Source organism: Aquipluma nitroreducens (assembly GCF_009689585.1).
GTDB classification, from domain to species: domain Bacteria; phylum Bacteroidota; class Bacteroidia; order Bacteroidales; family Prolixibacteraceae; genus Aquipluma; species Aquipluma nitroreducens.
Genome location: NZ_AP018694.1, coordinates 2,307,946 through 2,327,307, shown reverse-complemented (window position 1 = coordinate 2,327,307; position 19,362 = coordinate 2,307,946). Strand labels below are relative to the sequence as shown.

18 protein-coding genes and 1 pseudogene are annotated in these 19,362 nt (G+C 39.2%); 13 read left to right on the top strand and 6 right to left on the bottom strand.

Translation table 11 applies throughout. From position 1 onward, the window contains the following. The first annotated feature begins 92 nt into the window (after positions 1-92). Positions 93-1,340 (top strand): aspartate kinase, encoded by a 1,248-nt coding sequence (locus AQPE_RS09800; RefSeq protein WP_318350878.1) that lies wholly within the window; start codon positions 93-95, stop codon positions 1,338-1,340. 163 nt (positions 1,341-1,503) lie between these two features. After that, positions 1,504-2,442 (top strand): annotated as a pseudogene (locus tag AQPE_RS09795) (IS256 family transposase, variant Zn-binding type); the annotation flags it as partial. Positions 2,443-2,699: 257 nt separating this feature from the next. Here AQPE_RS09795 and AQPE_RS09790 read toward each other — a convergent pair. Together AQPE_RS09790 and AQPE_RS09785 are read right to left on the bottom strand one after the other, a co-directional pair. Further along, complete coding sequence (locus AQPE_RS09790) at positions 2,700-3,302, bottom strand: ClpP family protease (RefSeq protein WP_318350877.1); 603 nt, start codon at positions 3,300-3,302, stop codon at positions 2,700-2,702. Between the two features lie 193 nt (positions 3,303-3,495). Then, positions 3,496-3,909 carry a hypothetical protein gene (locus AQPE_RS09785; RefSeq protein WP_318350876.1) on the bottom strand — a complete coding sequence of 138 codons (414 nt, stop codon included), beginning with the start codon at positions 3,907-3,909 and terminating at the stop codon, positions 3,496-3,498. 187 nt (positions 3,910-4,096) lie between these two features. On the opposite strand from AQPE_RS09785, the gene dusB reads away from it, so the two are divergent. From dusB to AQPE_RS09745, 8 genes are all read left to right on the top strand, one after another. Continuing rightward, on the top strand, positions 4,097-5,110 hold the full coding sequence (gene dusB, locus AQPE_RS09780) for a tRNA dihydrouridine synthase DusB (RefSeq protein ID WP_318350875.1): 1,014 nt from the start codon (positions 4,097-4,099) through the stop codon (positions 5,108-5,110). A gap of 134 nt (positions 5,111-5,244) precedes the next feature. After that, positions 5,245-5,691: a YkvA family protein gene (locus AQPE_RS09775; RefSeq protein ID WP_318350874.1), complete on the top strand. Its 447-nt coding sequence runs from the start codon at positions 5,245-5,247 to the stop codon at positions 5,689-5,691. Positions 5,692-5,737: 46 nt separating this feature from the next. After that, complete coding sequence (locus AQPE_RS09770; protein WP_318350873.1) at positions 5,738-6,493, top strand: sulfite exporter TauE/SafE family protein; 756 nt, start codon at positions 5,738-5,740, stop codon at positions 6,491-6,493. A gap of 380 nt (positions 6,494-6,873) precedes the next feature. Then, positions 6,874-7,554 (top strand): phosphate signaling complex PhoU family protein, encoded by a 681-nt coding sequence (locus AQPE_RS09765; RefSeq protein WP_318350872.1) that lies wholly within the window; start codon positions 6,874-6,876, stop codon positions 7,552-7,554. 29 nt (positions 7,555-7,583) lie between these two features. After that, complete coding sequence (locus tag AQPE_RS09760; RefSeq protein ID WP_318350871.1) at positions 7,584-8,264, top strand: response regulator transcription factor; 681 nt, start codon at positions 7,584-7,586, stop codon at positions 8,262-8,264. Between the two features lie 61 nt (positions 8,265-8,325). After that, positions 8,326-10,098, top strand: a complete 1,773-nt coding sequence (locus AQPE_RS09755) for a sensor histidine kinase (RefSeq protein ID WP_318350870.1) — start codon at positions 8,326-8,328, stop codon at positions 10,096-10,098. 224 nt (positions 10,099-10,322) lie between these two features. After that, entirely contained in the window at positions 10,323-11,738 is a 1,416-nt protein-coding gene (locus AQPE_RS09750) for a glycogen synthase (protein ID WP_318350869.1), read from the top strand. Between the two features lie 4 nt (positions 11,739-11,742). Continuing rightward, positions 11,743-13,017, top strand: coding sequence for a glucose-1-phosphate adenylyltransferase (locus tag AQPE_RS09745; protein ID WP_318350868.1), 1,275 nt, complete (start codon positions 11,743-11,745; stop codon positions 13,015-13,017). 127 nt (positions 13,018-13,144) lie between these two features. Here the strand turns inward: AQPE_RS09745 and tsf are convergent, their stop codons facing one another. The 4 genes from tsf to rplM form a co-directional block, all read right to left on the bottom strand. Continuing rightward, positions 13,145-13,972: a translation elongation factor Ts gene (gene tsf, locus AQPE_RS09740; RefSeq protein WP_318350867.1), complete on the bottom strand. Its 828-nt coding sequence runs from the start codon at positions 13,970-13,972 to the stop codon at positions 13,145-13,147. Positions 13,973-14,004: 32 nt separating this feature from the next. Further along, positions 14,005-14,844 (bottom strand): 30S ribosomal protein S2, encoded by an 840-nt coding sequence (rpsB, locus tag AQPE_RS09735; protein WP_318350866.1) that lies wholly within the window; start codon positions 14,842-14,844, stop codon positions 14,005-14,007. Between the two features lie 120 nt (positions 14,845-14,964). Further along, positions 14,965-15,351 (bottom strand): 30S ribosomal protein S9, encoded by a 387-nt coding sequence (rpsI, locus tag AQPE_RS09730; protein WP_318350865.1) that lies wholly within the window; start codon positions 15,349-15,351, stop codon positions 14,965-14,967. Positions 15,352-15,357: 6 nt separating this feature from the next. Next, positions 15,358-15,813: a 50S ribosomal protein L13 gene (rplM, locus tag AQPE_RS09725; RefSeq protein WP_318350864.1), complete on the bottom strand. Its 456-nt coding sequence runs from the start codon at positions 15,811-15,813 to the stop codon at positions 15,358-15,360. A 429-nt stretch (positions 15,814-16,242) separates the two neighbouring features. Here rplM and AQPE_RS09720 point away from each other — a divergent pair, with 429 nt between their 5' ends. From AQPE_RS09720 to AQPE_RS09710, 3 genes are all read left to right on the top strand, one after another. Further along, positions 16,243-16,503, top strand: a complete 261-nt coding sequence (locus AQPE_RS09720; protein ID WP_318350863.1) for a hypothetical protein — start codon at positions 16,243-16,245, stop codon at positions 16,501-16,503. A gap of 181 nt (positions 16,504-16,684) precedes the next feature. Then, on the top strand, positions 16,685-17,650 hold the full coding sequence (locus AQPE_RS09715; RefSeq protein WP_318350862.1) for a glycosyl transferase family 90: 966 nt from the start codon (positions 16,685-16,687) through the stop codon (positions 17,648-17,650). Positions 17,651-17,709: 59 nt separating this feature from the next. Then, positions 17,710-19,290: an O-antigen ligase family protein gene (locus AQPE_RS09710; protein ID WP_318350861.1), complete on the top strand. Its 1,581-nt coding sequence runs from the start codon at positions 17,710-17,712 to the stop codon at positions 19,288-19,290. The last annotated feature ends 72 nt before the right edge of the window (positions 19,291-19,362 follow it).

Sequence of the window (19,362 nt, the reverse complement as noted above, 5' to 3'; positions counted from 1 at the left end):
GGTTTTACTTTTTGCCTTTAAAGTTTTGGCTTAATCCTCGTTTGACTGACACATTTTTCTATTTTTGTTCGTCAAATTAATCCACACCGATCATGAAGGTTTTCAAATTTGGAGGCGCCTCCGTCAGTTCTGCCGATGCAGTCCGTAATTCAGTTAATATCCTGAAAATGTATCCGGGAAACAAAGTTTTGGTGATTTCAGCCATGGGAAAGACCACGAATGCACTCGAAACTGTTGCCCGAAGATATTTTAATCAGGATCCGGAAGTGTGGACCGCTTTTCAGGAAGTGAAGGATTATCACGAGGGTATCATTGCTGAACTTTGGGGCGAACCAACTGAATTACCTGAGGTAGAAAAACATTTTACGCTGCTCAGCAACCGCATCAAAGGAGAGCGCTCGCTGAATTTTGACTATGAATACGATCAGATTGTGGCTTTTGGCGAACTGATTTCTACTCAGATCATCAGTTTGTATTTCAATCAGATTGAGTTGAAAAACCGTTGGGTTGATGTGCGAAACTGTCTGAAAACCGATGATCAGTTCCGCGAAGCAAACATCAACTGGGAACTTTCGGTTCGTTTAGCCAAGCGGATGTTTACCTTCGAAACCGAAGATTTGCATATCACTCAGGGTTTTATTGGCGGAACATTGACCAACCAAACCACGACTCTTGGGCGCGAAGGTTCGGATTATACCGCCGCCATTCTGGCCAATTTGCTCGATGCCGAAGAAGTGAGCATCTGGAAAAATGTTCCCGGAATTCTGAATGCCGATCCTGATTTCTTCGCCAATACAGTTAAACTCGACGAATTGTCGTACAAAGAAGCCATTGAGTTGTCGTATTCCGGAGCAAAAGTGATTCACCCCAAAACAATTAAACCGCTTCAAAACAAGAATATACCATTATTGGTAAAGTCGTTTCTTGAGCCTGAAAAACCCGGGACAATTATTCACTCGGTTGAACATGCCTTGGAATTGGTTCCGGTGATTATCGTGAAAAAGAATATGGCACTGATTACCTTAACACCCAACGATTTTTCGTTTATCAGCATTGGCAGCGTATCGGATGTTTTCGGGCTATTTGCCAAGTACCGGCTGAGAGTTGGTCTTTTGCAACAATCGGCTATTGACCTTTCGTTGGCATTCGACGAACCGGAACAAGGAATAGAGGATTTGATCAATCAGTTGCATCAAAAATTTGAGGTGAAATACAATACCGGGCTCGATTTGGTAACCATTCGTTATTATGATGCGGAATCTGTGGCACAAATTTCTGAAGGCCGAAGCATTTATGTAGAGCAGAAAAGCCGGAGAACTGCGAGAATGTTGCTGAAATAAATACTGGATTTTAGATTATTTTCCACAAAGGCATATTACTGAAAAATAGTTGGTAAAAAGCTCTGTAGAGCTCATTGCTATTGATATTACAGGAAGTTTGATGAAATTGGTTTCATCAAACTTTTTATGTTTATGAAAAAATCAAAAAAAACGCTGTTGGGCATGTGGTTATACTGATGTAATTCGTTGGGGAAAACAAAACGGGAAACAACGTTTTAAGTGCAAAAGGTGTGATATTTTTCTAACCGATAATCGACCAGAGCAGCGTGTCCAAAACAGGTTCGTTTGGTTTCGGAAATGGGTTCTGGAACGTCAGACATATCAGACATTAAGCAGAGACAGCGGTTTGTGCAGGGATACACTTCAACGGACATTCTACCAGTTATTAGAGCAAGCCCCTCGGATAAAAATAATCAAGCGAGAGGGTGTTCATTTTCGAATAGATGCTACCTATTTTGCAAAGTTTTGTGTGGTATGTTATCAGGACGACTATGACGGCTATACTCAGTTATTGCGTTTTACTGATGGGGAGCATTATGAAGAGATCAGGGAAGATCTTGCTAATTTGCTCAAGCTGGGGATACAGATTGAAAGTATCACAAGCGATGGTCATAAAAGTGCTCTGAAAGCCATCCGGAAGTCAGTTCCTGATGCCATTGTGCAGCGTTGCCTGGTTCATATTCAACGCATGTGCCTGATATGGCTGACCCGTTATCCCAGGCACCCAGCAGGACAACAGTTACGCAGATTGGTGCTACAGATTCTTAAAATCGAAACTGAAAATGACCGTATTTACTGGACCAGAGAATTTCTAAGTTGGCATGAATTTCACAAAGATTACCTGAATGAACGAACCTATAATACAGAAACCGGGAGGTATTGGTATACCCATAAACTACTCAGGCGTTCTTATATAACCATCAAACGGGCTTTGCCAAACATGTTTCATTACCTGTCAAACCCTGCTATTCCAAAGACCACAAATGGGATAGAAGGCTATTTCAGTCATCTGAAAAATCACCTGGATATCCATCGTGGATTAACGGTAAAACATCGGATCAACTTCATCAAATGGTACATCTATTTTACAAACGAAAAATGAGTTTTTTTAGCCATGTAGCATCCCAGTAATACAAAAAGGCAGCCAAACTGACTGCCCTTGTATTACTGTAAATGCATTAATCTTATTGCTGACAAGTTGATCTCCACCAGAGCCTGTTTCCTCTTCAGATTAATGGCGGGAGTTTACAAATTATTATTCTAAAAATCACCAACTATTTTTCAGTACATTACCCCACAAAAAATGCGGTAAATATCGAATGTATTTACCGCATCAGTATAATTTATTGGTGTAATCGATTAACTCCTCATGGTGTAAATTCCATCAACGATTCCGTATTCGACTGATTCTTTGGCATTCATCCAGTAATCACGCTCGAAATCATGTAAAACCTGTTCCAGCGACTGATTGCAGTTTTTGGCCAGAATCTCTGCCGATAATGTTTTCGTTTTCAGAATCTGTTTGGCATGAATTTCAATATCACTTGCCCGGCCTTGCAAATACCCGATACTTGGCTGGTGTATCATCACTTCGCCCAATGGGTAAATGAAACGCTGGCCTTTTTCACCAGCTGACAAAAGTAAAGAACCCATCGAAGCGGCCAATCCCATACAAACGGTTGAAACCGGCGATGAAATCAGGTTCATGGTATCCAGAATAGAGAATCCGGAAGTTACCATTCCGCCCGGACTATTGATGAAGAAAGTGATCTTCTCACCCGGTTTGATGGATTCTAGATAGAGCAATTTACTCACAATATCCTGAGCCGAGTCATCGTCAACCTGACCCCAAAGGAATATTTTGCGTTGTTCCAGAAATTTTTCCTCTACTTTTTTCTGTATATGCGGTTTTTTCCCTTCTGATTCCGGTTCTTCGTCTTCATTCATTCTTCTTGTTCTCATATTGCTGTTTTTTAATGATTTATACATAATTTAAGACAGATGCAAAACAAAATGCATCCGGAGAATTCAGGCTTAATCATGGAATATAAATGAGCCTGAACCGAATTTTAAAATTACGATTATTTTTTTGATCAGTGGTAGAGGAGCAGAATTGTTTTACAAGGTCGTTGTTGATCCGATGACCACATGAAGTTTATTTCTTCTGAATCAGCAAAGTAACCACCAAATCTTCAGGTTTTGATACTGTGCCGTATTTTGGATAAGGTTTGGCATCGACGATTTTAATAGTATATCCGATTGGCTCTTTTGTCTGGTCGCTCACTACCGAATGGATCTCGAAGCTCGATTTGTTGTTATTTTCAGTCCATTCGCCTTTCAGGATAACTTCTCCCTGCCAAACACATTGCACTCCTTCGGCGCATCGCGAGTCCTTTATTTCAGTAATCTTCAGCGTATATTGCCCATTGGCCGAAGTGTAAAGTTGGTTAACCTGAAAGTTTGTTTCCCGACCAATTGTAAATCCTTGTTCAATAATAGTTTCTTCGCAGCCTATTCCGGCGAAAAAGAAGAAAACGAGAAGATATTTTAGTACTGACAGAGTTTTCATTTTGAGTATGTTTTGTTTGAACTAAGACGGAATAATGGGCGTTTTAGTTGCGTGTAGTCAATAAAAACTTTAGAGATAAAGTTCCTGAGTCCAAAAGCTTGGTGTTAAGTGATTAGATTTAAAACTCAGGTACTTTGTGTCTTTGCTACTTTGTTACTTACTTTGCATCATCAAAAAAGTAAAGACTGTGAAGATTGGATCAATTGATTTGGGAGAGATGCCGCTGTTTCTGGCGCCTATGGAGGATGTCACGTACAAATCGTTTCGGTACATGTGCAAAAAGTACGGTGCTGATGTGATGTACACCGAGTTTGTTTCATCGGAAGCGCTGATTCGCGACATTCAGAAGACCAAGCAGAAAATGACTTTGTTTGATTTCGACCGCCCGGTGACTATTCAGATTTACGGTCACGACATTAATTCGATGGTTGAGGCCGCCAAAGTTGCTGAAGAATGCCAGCCCGATTTTATCGACATCAATTACGGTTGCCCCATGAAAAAGATCATTCGGCACGGCGCAGGCGCCGGTATGTTGCTCGATCCGGATAAAATGCAGCGAATGACCGAAGCCATAGTGAAAGCGGTCAAGATACCGGTCACTGCCAAAACCCGGTTGGGTTGGGATCACGACACCAAAATTATTGTTGATGTGGCCGAACGTTTGCAGGATGCCGGAGTGGCCGCGCTGGCCATTCACGGTCGCACGCGCAGCATGTTATACACCGGTGAGGCTGATTGGTCGCTGATTGCCGATGTGAAGAACAACCCACGCATGAAAATTCCAATTATCGGAAATGGTGATATCAATGGTCCGGAGAAAGCCAAAGCGTTTCTGGAGCAGAGTGGGGTAGATGCGCTGATGATTGGCCGTGGTTCGATTGGCCGCCCATGGATTTTCTCGGAAGTGAAACATTACCTGAAGACTGGGGAGTTATTACCACCTCCGACTGTTGCCGATGTGGTTCAGAATGTACGCGACCAACTCAACATGTCGATTGAATGGAAAGATAATGTGCGCAGTGGTATTCTGATGATGCGTCGTCATTTCGCCAAGTATTTCCCGACCTTGCCAAATTTTAGGGAGCTTCGTATTCGGTTGTTACAGGCCGAAACACTCGAATCGGTTCAAGAATTATTGGATTTGATTGAAGTCGGTTACGGAGATACTCGGGTGGATTATACCAATGTGAGTTTGAAATAGCTGGAAGTCCGCAGACGGAAGACCGAAGAACCGCTTCCTGAGTGCGATGTTTCCAAAGCGTTCGACTGAGCTCACGCCGAAGTCAGCGAAAAGTGTCGAAGGAAGTGCATCGAAAGGAGCAATATCTAATGAAAATGAAAAAATTCCGTACCATACAAATCGGAGCCAATCTCTACAGTTTATTCGCTGACGAGTTTAAATCGGCCAAATTCCGGAGACATTATTCGGATGCTTCATTTTGGGATAAACTGAAACGGTATTCGAAAGTAGCCGGAATGAAGGTGGTTTATCCTGTGCTGTTGCTGCAATATCTGATGAAATCGAATGACGTTCCACTCAAAGCAAAACTAATTTTGTCAGCCGCTTTGGGTTATTTCATTTTGCCGGTCGATTTTATTCCTGATTTTGCTCCGCTAATTGGGTTTGCCGATGATTTGGGCGTATTGTTGCTGGTTCTTCGTCAAATGGCTGTTCATGTTACTCCTGAAATTAAAAATCAGGCTCGCAAACATCTTCTGAAATGGTTTGGTGAAACAGAACCTACTGAACTGGACCTTCTGGACAAGGAGTTTTCGGCCTGATCTGAAATCTTTCCTTACTTTTGTACCTTAATCCTAAAAATTAGCGATGGAGCTTTTGTCTTCACTTCATATCAGTCCGCTTGAATGGATAATAATCATGGTTTGTGGAATGCTTATCGGAATGTCGAAAGTTGGTGTTCCGGGAGTTTCTATGATTGTGGTTCCTGCTCTGGCCTTTATTTTTGGCGCCAAACAATCGACCGGTGTGTTGCTTCCCATCCTGATGATGGCCGATCTTTTTGGAGTAGCCTATTACCGTAGGCATGCCAATTGGAATCACCTGATTAAAGTGATACCGTGGGCTGTAGTTGGTCTGGTGATTGCATTGTGGGTTGGTAAAATGGTGAACGACGAGCAATTTAAAAATCTGATTGCGATTCTTGTTTTTCTCAGCATTGCCCTAATGCTTTGGCAGGACAAGCGAAAAGGAACAAATCTTTTTCCTGATAAATGGTGGTTTGCTGCAACAATGGGGATTTTGGGCGGTTTTGCTACTATGATTGGTAATGTGGCCGGTCCTGTTTTCGCTATTTATTTGCTGGCCATGCATCTCCCAAAAAACAGCTTCATTGGTACCAGCGCCTGGTTTTTCATGATTATTAATTTCACGAAATTTCCGTTGCAACTGTTTGTCTGGAACAATATCACGCTGCACACATTAACTATTGATTTATTTACAATCCCGGCGATTGCGTTAGGGGCGTTTGTTGGGTTTAAGGCTGTTAAAATAATTCCTGACCACATTTACCGAGGGTTCGTTATTGTGATTACGGCGATTTCTGCATTCTTATTGTTGCTCTAAATTTGGAAGTTCTCTCTTTTTTTTTTGATTTAATAAACCCCGGATTTTCCGAATCGTTTGGGTGCGATTTTATTATTTTTATCAGCTAAATTTATTGTTTTTGCAATAAATCTTTATTTTGCAGTGTACTGATATGTTCTTTTATAGTGCTGTTTATCAGTGTGATGAATCAATATTGGATTTGTTCTGATCTGTAGAAATAAAATAAATTAATCTTGCTGCAATAAAAATGTAATCACTCTTTAATTCTATTGATTCAATTTTGTGTTTTGAAAATCGTTCTGATCGAAACAAACTTCAGGTATTTACCAACGATTATATTTCCTTATCTTAGTCAGACGGTTAGCAGTGTTAAAATTAATTGATAAACGCGTTTAAATATGTCGCAAAAGAAAGACGAAGCCATTGTAAATATTATAGCTGATTACGAAAAACTTGCCAATTTAGTGTTACGGCAGCTCGACACCGTTGAAAAATTAATTGCCTCAGGAAAATTGCGTTTGGATGATTCGGTGCATGAAGATTTTGTTAAAAATGAGGAGAAAATTAATAAGCTTGAAGTTAAGCTGAGCGAAGAAGTAATCAATTCAATAGCCCTATACCAACCTGTAGCTTCGCAGATACGCAAATTAATGTCATGCTACCGTATTACCATCAGTCTCGAACGAATTGGTGATTTGGCGTTAAGTATCGTTAAACTCATGCGGCGGATTGAAAGCGAAGAAGTATATACAAGTCTTTCAGGGTTTATTTCAAAAATGATGAATTTGAGTGTCGATATGTCCAGAAGATCCATGTTATCTTTTTTAAATCAGGATATGGAATTGGCCAAATGGACCATTAAATCTGAAATAATTGTGGACGAATTCAACCACAAAATGCTAAAGAAAGTTGCTGAAAGGGTTAATCTTTTAGCTGAAGACAAGAATATTTTAATCAGTTTTATCAATATCAAAGAAATGGCTGCAAGCATTGAACGTATTGCTGATCATGCGGCAAATATTGCCGAGGCCTCGTTTTATTCTTTCGAGGGGAAAGACATTCGTCATAAGCGAAACTAAATCCCCAAATATTATTTAAACAGTGCGTTATGAATCAGGACTATAAAATATTGGTTGTCGACGATGAACGGGATTTATGCGAAATCCTTCAGTTTAATTTGGCAAGTGAAGGATTCGAGATAGAGGTCGCCTATTCAGGTGAAGAAGCGCTTTCCAAGTCCATTGAACGATTCGACTTATTGTTGCTTGATGTGATGATGGGTGGAATGTCGGGTTTTAAATTAGCCGATAAAATCAGGAAGGAAATGGGGCTTTCGGTTCCGATTATTTTTCTTACTGCCCGTGAAACCGAGAACGATATGTTGACTGGTTTCAATGTTGGCGGTGACGATTATCTGTCAAAACCATTTTCGATTAAAGAACTGGTTGCAAGGATTAAAGCTGTTTTGCGCCGTGGAAAAAATGTTGAAGTGAAACCAAAAGTTATTACTGTTGACACCATGGAGTTGGATTTGAATCGAAAATCGGTGACCATCGACAATGAAAATATATTGCTTACTCGAAAGGAATTTGAGATTCTAAACATGTTAATTTCGCACAAGGGTAAATATTTGAGTCGTCAGGAAATCCTTGATCGTATTTGGGCCGATGATGTAATTGTTACTGAGCGAAATGTGGATGTTAATATTGCCCGGTTACGTAAAAAGATAAGTACCTACGGAAGTTGCATCAAGGGGCGATCTGGATACGGATATTGCTTTGAAAATTAGGTAAACAGTGCTTTGCGGATAAAAAACAAACAGGATAATTTCATTATATAAAAACAGAGTTGTGGCAGTAAGACGTACCTTCAGAAAGCGAATATTAATAAACTACCTTGCTGTATTTTCTATTTTCAGTCTGGTTGTGCTGGCGTACCAATACGATCGGGAGAAGCATTATCGTACAGCTCAGCTCGAAAACACGCTCGATAATATTTCTGAATTTAGCCACCGCTATATTGAACACAAGAAGATTTTTGAAACGGGTGATTTTAGGTCGCTGGATACACTCAAGAGTTTGTTGCCAATTTCGAATACCCGTTTAACTGTACTCGATCTGACAGGTAAGGTTGTATATGATAGCTTCGTTGCTAACGTTGAACATCTTGAGAACCATTTGAGTCGACCTGAGGTTCAAAAAGCATTGCAATTCGGAAAAGGATCAAGTATTAGGCTTTCAGCAACTACCAACCAGAAGTTTTATTACTATGCTAAAAATTGCCATAACTATTATGTCAGGACCGCTGCCGTTTATAATGTCGACATCATCAATTTTCTAAAAACAGAACATATTTTTCTGGTATTTATCTTTTTCCTGTTTGTGCTGATGGGAATACTGTTTCATTTCACTACCCGCAGGCTCGGTGATTTCATTGTTAAGTTGAAAGATTTTGCATTGAAAGCCGGGCAGAACGAGGACATTTCGAAGATGGACAGTAATTTTCAGGACAATGAGTTGGGTGTAATCCGTCGGCAGATTGTACAAATCTACGATAACTTAAAAACCGCTAAAGATGAATTGACCACTGAAAAGGAGAAATTGTACGGACATTTACAGGTGCTGAATGAAGGCATTTCTATTTTTTCTCCCGAAAAGCATAAAATATTGGCAAACAGCCATTTTATTCAGTTTATAAACGTGATTTCGGAGAAGTCGACAATTTCGGCCGAACACATTTTCACTATTCCTGAATTTGCGAAAGTTCTTGAATTTGTAGATCAGTATCGAGAAAATGAACTTCCGGCACTAAATAAAGAACTTCCGCAACTCGAATATACCATTGAAAAGAGTGAAAAATTCTTTCATGTCAGATGTATCATTTTTGTAGATCGCAGCTTTGAAGTTTTGATAAGCGATGTTACCAAACCAGAAAAACAAAAACTATTAAAACAACAACTTACCTCGAACATCGCTCACGAACTGAAGACACCATTGTCATCCATTAAAGGATACCTGGAAACGATCCTGAATAACCCTAATATTCCGGAAGAAAAGAGAAAGTACTTTATTGAAAAGGCATTTGCTCAGGCCGAACGCTTGACTGATTTGCTGAACGACATTTCTTTGCTCAATAATATTGAAGATGCAGGTGGCTTGTTTGAGTTTAAAGCGGTAATGCTGAAACCGGTTATACATGATGTGGTTGAAAACCTGAAGCATCGTTTGAACGAGAAAAATATGGATTGCGTGGTCGATATCAGTAAAGAAATAGTTGTTAACGGAAACGAATCTTTATTGTTCTCTGTGTTTCAAAATCTGATTGAGAATTCAATCAATTACGCTGGGAATAATGCTACGATTACGATCAGGAAATACCTTGAGGACGATAAATTCTATTATTTTCAATATTGCGATACAGGCATAGGTATTTTAGACGAGCATCTGACCCGAATTTTTGAGCGGTTCTATCGTGTCGATTATGGCCGTTCGCGCGAAACGGGAGGAACCGGGCTTGGCCTCTCTATTGTAAAGAACGCAATCCTGCTTCATAAAGGAGAAATATCAGTCAGGAACAGACCAGAAGGAGGGCTGGAATTCCTGTTTTCGTTATCGAAGAAATGAGCCATCCATCAAGCTTCATCCTAATACATTTACTATCAGATATAAATCCCGGAATCCCGGGATTTTTTTTGTTTTGATCGGTAATTTCGAAACGGAGTTCCTTTTTAATGGCCTAAAAACGTTACATGTTAAAGAGTAGATTTCAGTTCAAGTGTGAATATTTTTTTTAAATTTAACAACACGAGTCTTACTTCACAGATTAGGAAAACGAAAGGAATCAAATAATGGATATAATACACATAAGTGCAGAATGTTACCCTGCGGCAAAGGCTGGAGGATTAGGCGATGTTGTAGGTGCATTACCTAAATATCAAAAAATGCTTGGCCATTCGGCTTCGGTAATTATGCCATTTTATCATGGGAAATTTAGTAGAGAAAATAAATTCTCAGTTATTTTCTCGGGATTTGCAAGATTAGGGCATACCAATTTTGCATTTAATGTGCTAACTCTTGATGAAAACAATCTGGGATATGACCTTTTCATGATTGATATTCCCGGGTTATTTGATCGCGAAAATATTTACTCATATCATGATGACACTGAGCGGTTTATTACATTCCAGATTGCAACCTTAAATTGGCTGAACCAGAGGGAAATAATGCCGGATATTATTCATTGCCACGATTCGCATACTGGATTTATTCCATTCATGATGTCGAAGGTTCGCGAATACAGCAAATTCGAACAGGTACCAACCATTTTTACCATTCACAATGGGCAATATCAAGGGCAATTCGGATTCGATAAATTATATTTCCTTCCTCCTTTTCACTCCTATTTCAACGGACTGGTCGAATGGCATAATCTGATTAATCCCCTGGCATCGGCAATAAAATGTGCATGGCGGGTTACCACGGTTTCCCCAAGTTATCTCGATGAAATCGGATATTCCATGAAAGGAATGGAAGATTTATTACGTCAGGAACGAGGCAAATCAGTGGGTATCCTTAACGGTATCGATGCTGATGTATGGAATCCGGCAACTGACCCAATGCTGGAGCAGAAATACAGCATAAAAAATATTACTGAAGGGAAAGCGGCGAACAAGGAAGTTCTTTGCAAACAGTTTAACCTGAATCCGGAGAAACCACTGTTTACTTTTATTGGTCGTTTAGTTGGCGAAAAAGGTGCCGATGTGCTTCCAGAGATTATTTACAACATAAGTAAATTTAATCCGGGTGAGCAGAATATTTTGGTTTTAGGTTCGGGCGAAAAGCATATTGAAAATTCATTGCTTCATTTGGAATCGGAGTTTAAAGGTAGTTACTGTTCGTATATTGGTTACAATGAGAAGCTTTCGCATGTAATTTATGCCGGTGCCGATTTTCTGCTGATGCCTTCGCGGGTTGAACCTTGCGGATTGAATCAATTGTACGCACTTCGCTATGGTACTGTTCCTATTGTCAGGCGAACAGGAGGTTTGCGTGACACGGTGATCGATATTGGGGATGGTGGGTTTGGTATTTGTCACGACCAATGTTCTGCTTTCGATGTATTACATTCGATGCAACGAGCCAAATCATTTTATCAAAAAAAGAGAGATTTTAATAAAATCAGAAAACAAATCATGCAGATTGACCATTCATGGAATAAAGCTGCACAGGATTACATCGAATTATACCAATCACTTAAAAGTTAAACATATGAAGAAAAAAACAAGAACGCTAGCCATTGTTTTGGGAGGAGGACAGGGAACAAGACTAAACCCCTTAACTGAAACCAGGTCGAAGCCGGCAGTTCCGATTGCCGGAAAATATCGACTGGTAGATATACCAATTTCAAATTGTATTAATTCGGATATTAATCGAATATTTGTTTTAACGCAGTTTAATTCTGCCTCGTTAAATCAGCATATTAAAAACACATACACGTTTAGCTTTTTCGACGATTCTTTTGTTGATGTTCTGGCTGCAGAACAAACTCCGGATAATAAAAACTGGTTTCAGGGAACAGCCGATGCTGTCCGCCAGTGTATGCAACATTTCGTGAATTACGATTTTGAATATGCTCTTATTCTTTCGGGAGACCAGTTGTATCAGATGGATTTTAATGCCCTGATTGATGCACATGAGGCTGCTGGCGCCGATATTACATTGGCAACACTTCCTGTGAATGCAAAGGATGCTCCTGACTTTGGAATCCTTAAGGCGAATTCTGAGAATATTGTGACTGAATTTATTGAAAAGCCTGCTACAGAGCTGCTTCCTGACTGGATTTCTCCGGTTAGTGAAGAAATGCAAAACGAAGGGAAATTATACTTGGCATCGATGGGAATTTACGTGTTTAACCGCGATTTGCTGATTGAACTAATGAATGTAAAAGACACTAAAGATTTTGGGAAAGAAATTATTCCACAATCCATTGGCAGAAATAAAGTGATTAGCTATCAATACGAAGGATACTGGACAGACATTGGTAGTATTGATTCTTTTTATGAAGCGACCCTTGAATTAACTGATGATATTCCAAAATTCAACCTTTTCGATAATTCGAATGTAATTTACACACGCCCCAGATTACTACCACCTTCGAAAATATCAGGAACCATCCTATACAAAGCAGTAATTTCTGACGGATGTATTATTCAGGCCAGCAAAATTGAACATTCGGTAATCGGCATCAGATCACGCATCGGAAAAGATACGACCATTGTTAGTTCGTATGTGATGGGTAACGATTATTATCAGAATTTGGAGGAAATTGATCAGGATCACAATGATGGCAAGGTGATGGGCATTGGTGAACGTTGCTATATCAGCACTTGTATCGTTGATAAGAATTGTCACATCGGAAATGATGTAACAATAAAAGGTGGCAGTCATTTGCCTGACTCGAATAATAACCTTTATACCGTAAAGGAAGGAATCGTAGTAATTAAAAAAGGCGCTATTATTCCCAATGGATTTGTAATTGAGTGATCATACCACTTAATGATCTAAAGCCCCAACTAGTTTAAATGCTGGTTGGGGCTTTTTTCATGTCCTTTGGCACAAACAGAAAAGGCTCCCATAAATGAAGCCTTTCATATAATCGTGCGATTATTAACTAGTCGGCAAGATTGTAGCGGAAGAATCCGGTAACAGTCAATCCTTTGTCTTGACTTTTCAGGAAATCCGAAACAGTTTGTTTGTTTTCTTTAATGAAAGCCTGATTTAACAGGGTATTTTCTTTAAAGAATTTTTCCAATGCACCTTGTGAAATTTTATCGAGCATTGCTTCAGGTTTACCTTCCTGACGGAATTTTTCTTTGGCAATTTCGAGTTCTTTTTCAACGATTTCGGCTGGAACGTTAGCTTTGTCAACAGCAACAGGATTCATAGCTGCTACCTGCATGGCAACATCTTTGGTAACCTGAACATCAACATCAGCTTTGTTAAAACCTACAAGTGTAGACAACCTATTTCCCGGGTGAATGTATGCAACAACAGTTTCAGCATCCAATTTTGAGTAATATGGTAAGTCCAGTTTTTCACCGATAACACCTGTTTGTTCGATAACATGATTTTCAACGGTACGTCCATCAAGAACCAATGCTTTTACTGCATCCAAATCAGCTGCATTGTTAGCAATTGCAGCATCCAGAATTTTTTCAGCAAAAGCAACGAATGCTTCATTTTTGGCAACGAAGTCAGTTTCGCAATTCAAAACGAGCAGTGCACCCGATTTTTTTGATTCGTTAACCTTTGCAAGCACTACACCTTCGGTAGCTGCTCTGTCAGCTCTTTTGCTGGCAACCAGTTTACCTTTTTCGCGAATAATGTCGGTAGCACGGTTAAAATCGCCCTCAGCTTCAGCCAAGGCAGATTTACAATCCATCATACCTGCGCCAGTTGCTTTACGCAACTTCATCACATCTGCGGCACTAATTTCCATAATATTTTCTATTTTAAGGAGTTGTTGAACGATTATTCATCAATTTCTTCGTCAAGATCTTCATCATCAAGATCTTCGTCATCGTCATCTTCACTGTCGACAGCAATTGATTTTTCGTCAGCAACTTTTGCTTTTCTACTTTTTACTTTTGTTTCTTTTTCGTCATCGTCTTTATCGCGTTCAACTTTGCGTTCAGAAAGTCCTTCGCGGATAGCATCAGTCATCGTTTGAACAATCAAACTGATCGACTGAGATGCATCGTCGTTAGCAGGGATAACGAAATCAATTCCTTCTGGTTCTGAGTTGGTATCAACCATTGCAAAAACCGGAATTCCAAGACGTTGAGCTTCGCGAACAGCGATTTTTTCTTTCAATACGTCAACAATGAAAAGAGCTGCAGGAAGACGTGTTAAGTCAGCAATACTTCCGAGCATTTTTTCGAGTTTAGCACGTTGACGGCTAATCTGAAGTTTTTCACGTTTTGAGAGCACATCCCAGCTGTTGTCTTTGGTCATTTTGTCGATCGACATCATTTTCTTAACAGCTTTCCGGATAGTTGGGAAGTTGGTAAGCATACCACCTGGCCAACGCTCAGTAACGTATGGCATGTTAACGCCACCAACCAATTCGGCAACAATGTCCTTGGCTTGTTTTTTTGTGGCAACGAATAAAATTTTGCGACCCGATTTTGCAATTTGTTTGATTGCAAGGGCAGCTTCGTCAACTTTAACGATTGTTTTTTGAAGATCAATAATGTGGATTCCGTTTTTCTCCATAAAAATATACGGAGCCATGTTTGGATTCCACTTTCTTCTCAAGTGTCCAAAATGAACACCTGCATCCAATAAATCTTGAAAATTTGTTCTTGGCATCTTTTTACTTTTTTTTAAAAAATAATCTCTTGAAAAGCAATTGCTGGGTAGTCCGAATCTTTGTAAAGATGGAGTCTGAGCAATTTAGATCCTAAGCAGAATATTTTTGTACTAAAAATACTAACGTTTTGAGAACTGGAATCTTTTGCGTGCTTTTGGCTGACCTGGTTTTTTACGTTCAACCTCACGAGGATCTCTGGTCACGAATCCGGCAGCTTTTAATGCAGGACGTGATTCAGGATTGATTTCCATCAATGCCCGTGTGATTCCTAAACGTAATGCTTCTGCCTGTCCGGTGATTCCACCACCATCAAGGTTTACATTGATGTCGTACTGACCAGCAACACCTAACAGATTCAACGGTTGCAAAACAACATACTGCAGAATTCCTGTTGGAAAATAATCATTCAATTCTCTGTTATTGATTGTAATTTTTCCTTTGCCTTCGCTAACATAAACTCTGGCAACTGCGGATTTTCTGCGACCTAACGCGTTTACTACTTCCATTAGTTACTATTTAATTGTATTTAAATCAATTAATCTTGGGCTCTGAGCTTCCTGTTTGTGTTCTGATCCAACATACACTTTCAGGTTTCCATAGACTTTACTTCCCAGACGATTTTTTGGTAACATACCTTTAACTGCTTTTTCAACCAGTCTTTCAGGATATTTACTCATTAATTCTGCTGGAGTCTGTTTCCTTTGTCCTCCTGGATAACCAGAATAACTTAGGTAGATCTTGTCATTCAGTTTATTTCCTGTCAGACGCACTTTTTCTGCATTGATGACAATCACGTTGTCACCACAATCAACATGAGGAGTGAAGCTCGGTTTGTTCTTTCCTCTCAGGATTTTGGCTACTTTACTGGCCAAACGTCCGAGAACCACATCAGTGGCATCAACAAGAACCCACTCTTTTGTTACCGTAGCTTTGTTTGCTGAAACGGTTTTGTAACTTAGTGTATCCACTTGCTTATTTTTAATAAATTAAATACCAACTCGCAATAAATTAAATTTCAATTGTTTAGAGTTTTTGATTTTATCAACCCGGAATTGTTAATAAGATCTACACACTCAACATTTTCAATTGCTTACAAGAACTACAAGTACGGACAATTATCGGGACTGCAAAAGTATTTCTTTTTTTTTTATTTGCAAGTACTTATTCGAACGATATTGAAAATTAACACAAAGATTCTCAAACGATAAAGGTATGCGGTTGATATGGCAAATCAATCCATTCATCATTAAAACAGGTCATTTCACTTATTTTCCTTGATTTAAAGGTGATTCTCTCGCATCTTTAGTTTAACTTCATTTCAGAATTGACATTTTTATCAGATTAATTTGCCTTAGGGTACAATTAATTTGTTGGTTTGGCATCTAAAAAACCATTCTATGAATTTCATTATTAAACGAATTAATATAGTGCTGTTGATTGTTTTAGGAGTAACAATTGTCGCAGGATTGATTTTGATGGCAACCGGAAATGAAAAACTTTCGACGGATTTCTTTTTGATTGCTGCGGTAACCTCACCCATTTTTCTGGCGACCAAAGGAATCGGGTTCATAATTGAAAATCAACTCTGGAAAGCCTTTCTGTCCATTCTGTTATTGTCGGTGGTTTGTATGCTTTCAATCCTCTTTGTTTTTGTGTAGAAAGTGCAGCATAATCAGCATTTAATCATCAACTACATTTGGGCTGTATTCAAAACAAATTTTCCAAATCGGGTTCAATTCTTTGATTCGTTGCTTTGGAATGATTTCCATGAACTTGTCAGGTTATTTTTTGAAGTGATCGATTTTAAAAGATACTTTTACCTGATAAAATAAAGATATCATGGGAATCAGTTCATTTTTGGCAAACCGGAAGTACAAAAATAATAGGCCAGTCTATTATGTCCGGGCTATCCTGAGAGAACTTTTACCTGACTTTTTTTGTCGGATTCAGCTTAAGTCGAAACTTAAAAAACAAACCGACTTCGACATCGAATACATTCAAAGGAGGGTAAATTATTACTGCAAGCTACAGAACTGTAAACCGCCATTCAATTTTCAAGTTCAACTCAGCGAATTCAAGATTCCCGCTAGAATCAGAGCCTATTATTTCGATAGCTATGAATATACCCGATTTTTCAGTAAAAATCGGAGGGCAACTTTTTTGCCGGGAGACATCACTCATGTTCCCGATTTTCCGACAATTGTAAAAAGCCGACCAATTGGCAATCACAATGCCAATTCGGTGATATTAAATTTAGATAAAATCAGGCATTTTATATTCGTGAACGATAAACGTTCATTTATCAGTAAAAAAGATCTGCTTGTGGGACGAGGCGCTGTTACCCAATCCCACCGAAAACGATTTCAGGAACTGTATTTCAATCACCCGTTGTGCAATATTGGGCAAGTAAATATGGATAATGAAGGGAACAAGTACCTTGTTGAGAAAATGACTATTGACGAGCAACTGGAGTACAAATTCATTTTAAGTTTGGAAGGGAATGATGTGGCTACCAATCTGAAATGGATCATGTCGTCGAATTCGCTGGCGGTGATGCCCTGCCCAAAATACGAAACATGGTTCATGGAAGGTACTTTAGTCGCAAATTATCATTACGTGATGATAGAAGATGATTATTCGGATTTGGAAGAGCGACTAAATTATTATATCGGACATCCCGAAGAAGCCCTCGAAATTGTAAGAAATGCAAACGAGTATACCAACCAGTTCAGGAATAAAAATAGAGAAGATGTGATTTCGCTTTTAGTTTTGGATAAATATTTCAGGGAGACAGGACAATATTAATTTGTACTAAACAATTAATACTTTTAGGCTTTCGTTTTGCATATATTTTAAGACTACTTGTGAAGATACTTCAATACATAACTCAATCGCGGATTTACTATGCCTTGTTGATGGCCATGGCTATTAGTTTGCCTTTATCAAAAGCATTCATGAGTATTTTTACTGGTTGCCTTATGCTGAATTGGCTAATTGAAGGTCATTTTCAAGTCAAACTTCAACGACTAAAGGAGCGAAAATCTGTTCTGCTCTTTATCTCTGTTTTCTTTTTGTACTTGATTGGACTATTGTGGACAAACAGCATGCAATGGGGAATGCACGATGTTAAAATTCAGCTTCCACTCTTGATTATTCCACTTGTAATCGGAACATCAGACGCGCTAAATTACACCCAGGTTAAACGAATCGTTTATGTTTTCTCGGCGGCTGTAATCGTTGCCTCGTTTTGCAGCATTTTTGTCCTATTGGGTTTCTCCGGAAAGACTATTCACGATCAACGTGAAATGTCGCTTTTTATTTCTCACATCCGTTTTTCACTCCTGATCAACATCAGCATATTCTCCTTATTTTGGTTTGCGCTGAGAGCTGAAAAACAAAGCTTTCTGGAAAAAGCGTTTCTTTTTTTGGCCATGCTATGGCTAACTATTTTCCTTGTTATACTGAAATCGGCTACCGGGTGGATCGTTTTCCTGATTGTATCATCAGTTGTCATCTTTCAGAATATACTTACCATCAAAAACAGGAGTGGTCGCGTGTTGCTTTTAGGTGTTTTGCTTTCAATCTTCTTTTTATCTGCAATTTACATCGGGTATGTGATTCAGCAGTTTTATACCATTGAAAAATTACCGTCAGATTTCTCTAAGGAGAAAACTAGTAGAGGGAATGCCTACATGCACGACTTTAACAACAAAGAACTTGAGAACGGGCATTATACCTACCTTTTTATTAACGATGATGAGTTGCGCGAAGTTTGGAATAAACGCAGCAAAATTAATTACGACAGTACAGCAACATCCGGATATAACCACTACGTGTTGTACCGATACCTGACCTCGAAAGGTTATCGTAAAGATGCTGATGGGCTAAACAAATTAACCAATGAAGACATCCGTAACATCGAAAATGGAATGACCAATTACCGGTTTGTGAACCCTTTTTCGTTCTATAACCGGATTTACCAGATTGTATGGGAAGCAGATGTGTACAAAAAAGGCGGAAACCCTTCAGGACACTCGGTTACACAGCGGATGGAGTATTACAAAATGGCTATCCAGATCATTAAAGAAAATTTTTGGTTTGGAAGCGGAACCGGTGGTTATTACAGGGCATACCAGGAACAGTACGATCAAAATAAATTCTTCAAGGATCAAAAATACCGGCAACGATCACACAACATGTTTTTGAGTTACTGGATCGATTTTGGCCTGATTGGCATGTTCTACATTTGTTTTGCACTAACGGCTCCAGTGTTTTTGGAACGTAAAACAAAGAGCTTTTTGTTGCTGATCTTTTTGCTGATTGTGCTCATTTCGTTCATGAATGAAGACACGCTGAATAACCACGATGCTATTTCGTTTTTCGCATTTTTCTATCCGCTGTATCTTTACAGTAGCCCCTCTAAATCTCTCCAAGGGGAGACTTAAAGACCCACCCCCGAATTCGACAAGCTCATCAACCATGGGAATGGAGTTTATTCAGTGAAAATTCTGAAGATT

Excerpts from the sequence above, each read along its gene's own strand:
- AQPE_RS09800 (WP_318350878.1), top strand. The coding sequence starts at position 93 with ATGAAGGTTTTCAAATTTGGAGGCGCCTCCGTCAGTTCTGCCGATGCA.
- AQPE_RS09790 (WP_318350877.1), bottom strand. The coding sequence starts at position 3,302 with ATGAGAACAAGAAGAATGAATGAAGACGAAGAACCGGAATCAGAAGGG.
- AQPE_RS09785 (WP_318350876.1), bottom strand. The coding sequence starts at position 3,909 with ATGAAAACTCTGTCAGTACTAAAATATCTTCTCGTTTTCTTCTTTTTC.
- AQPE_RS09775 (WP_318350874.1), top strand. The coding sequence starts at position 5,245 with ATGAAAAAATTCCGTACCATACAAATCGGAGCCAATCTCTACAGTTTA.
- AQPE_RS09770 (WP_318350873.1), top strand. The coding sequence starts at position 5,738 with ATGGAGCTTTTGTCTTCACTTCATATCAGTCCGCTTGAATGGATAATA.
- AQPE_RS09765 (WP_318350872.1), top strand. The coding sequence starts at position 6,874 with ATGTCGCAAAAGAAAGACGAAGCCATTGTAAATATTATAGCTGATTAC.
- AQPE_RS09760 (WP_318350871.1), top strand. The coding sequence starts at position 7,584 with ATGAATCAGGACTATAAAATATTGGTTGTCGACGATGAACGGGATTTA.
- AQPE_RS09750 (WP_318350869.1), top strand. The coding sequence starts at position 10,323 with ATGGATATAATACACATAAGTGCAGAATGTTACCCTGCGGCAAAGGCT.
- AQPE_RS09745 (WP_318350868.1), top strand. The coding sequence starts at position 11,743 with ATGAAGAAAAAAACAAGAACGCTAGCCATTGTTTTGGGAGGAGGACAG.
- tsf (WP_318350867.1), bottom strand. The coding sequence starts at position 13,972 with ATGGAAATTAGTGCCGCAGATGTGATGAAGTTGCGTAAAGCAACTGGC.
- rpsB (WP_318350866.1), bottom strand. The coding sequence starts at position 14,844 with ATGCCAAGAACAAATTTTCAAGATTTATTGGATGCAGGTGTTCATTTT.
- rpsI (WP_318350865.1), bottom strand. The coding sequence starts at position 15,351 with ATGGAAGTAGTAAACGCGTTAGGTCGCAGAAAATCCGCAGTTGCCAGA.
- AQPE_RS09720 (WP_318350863.1), top strand. The coding sequence starts at position 16,243 with ATGAATTTCATTATTAAACGAATTAATATAGTGCTGTTGATTGTTTTA.
- AQPE_RS09715 (WP_318350862.1), top strand. The coding sequence starts at position 16,685 with ATGGGAATCAGTTCATTTTTGGCAAACCGGAAGTACAAAAATAATAGG.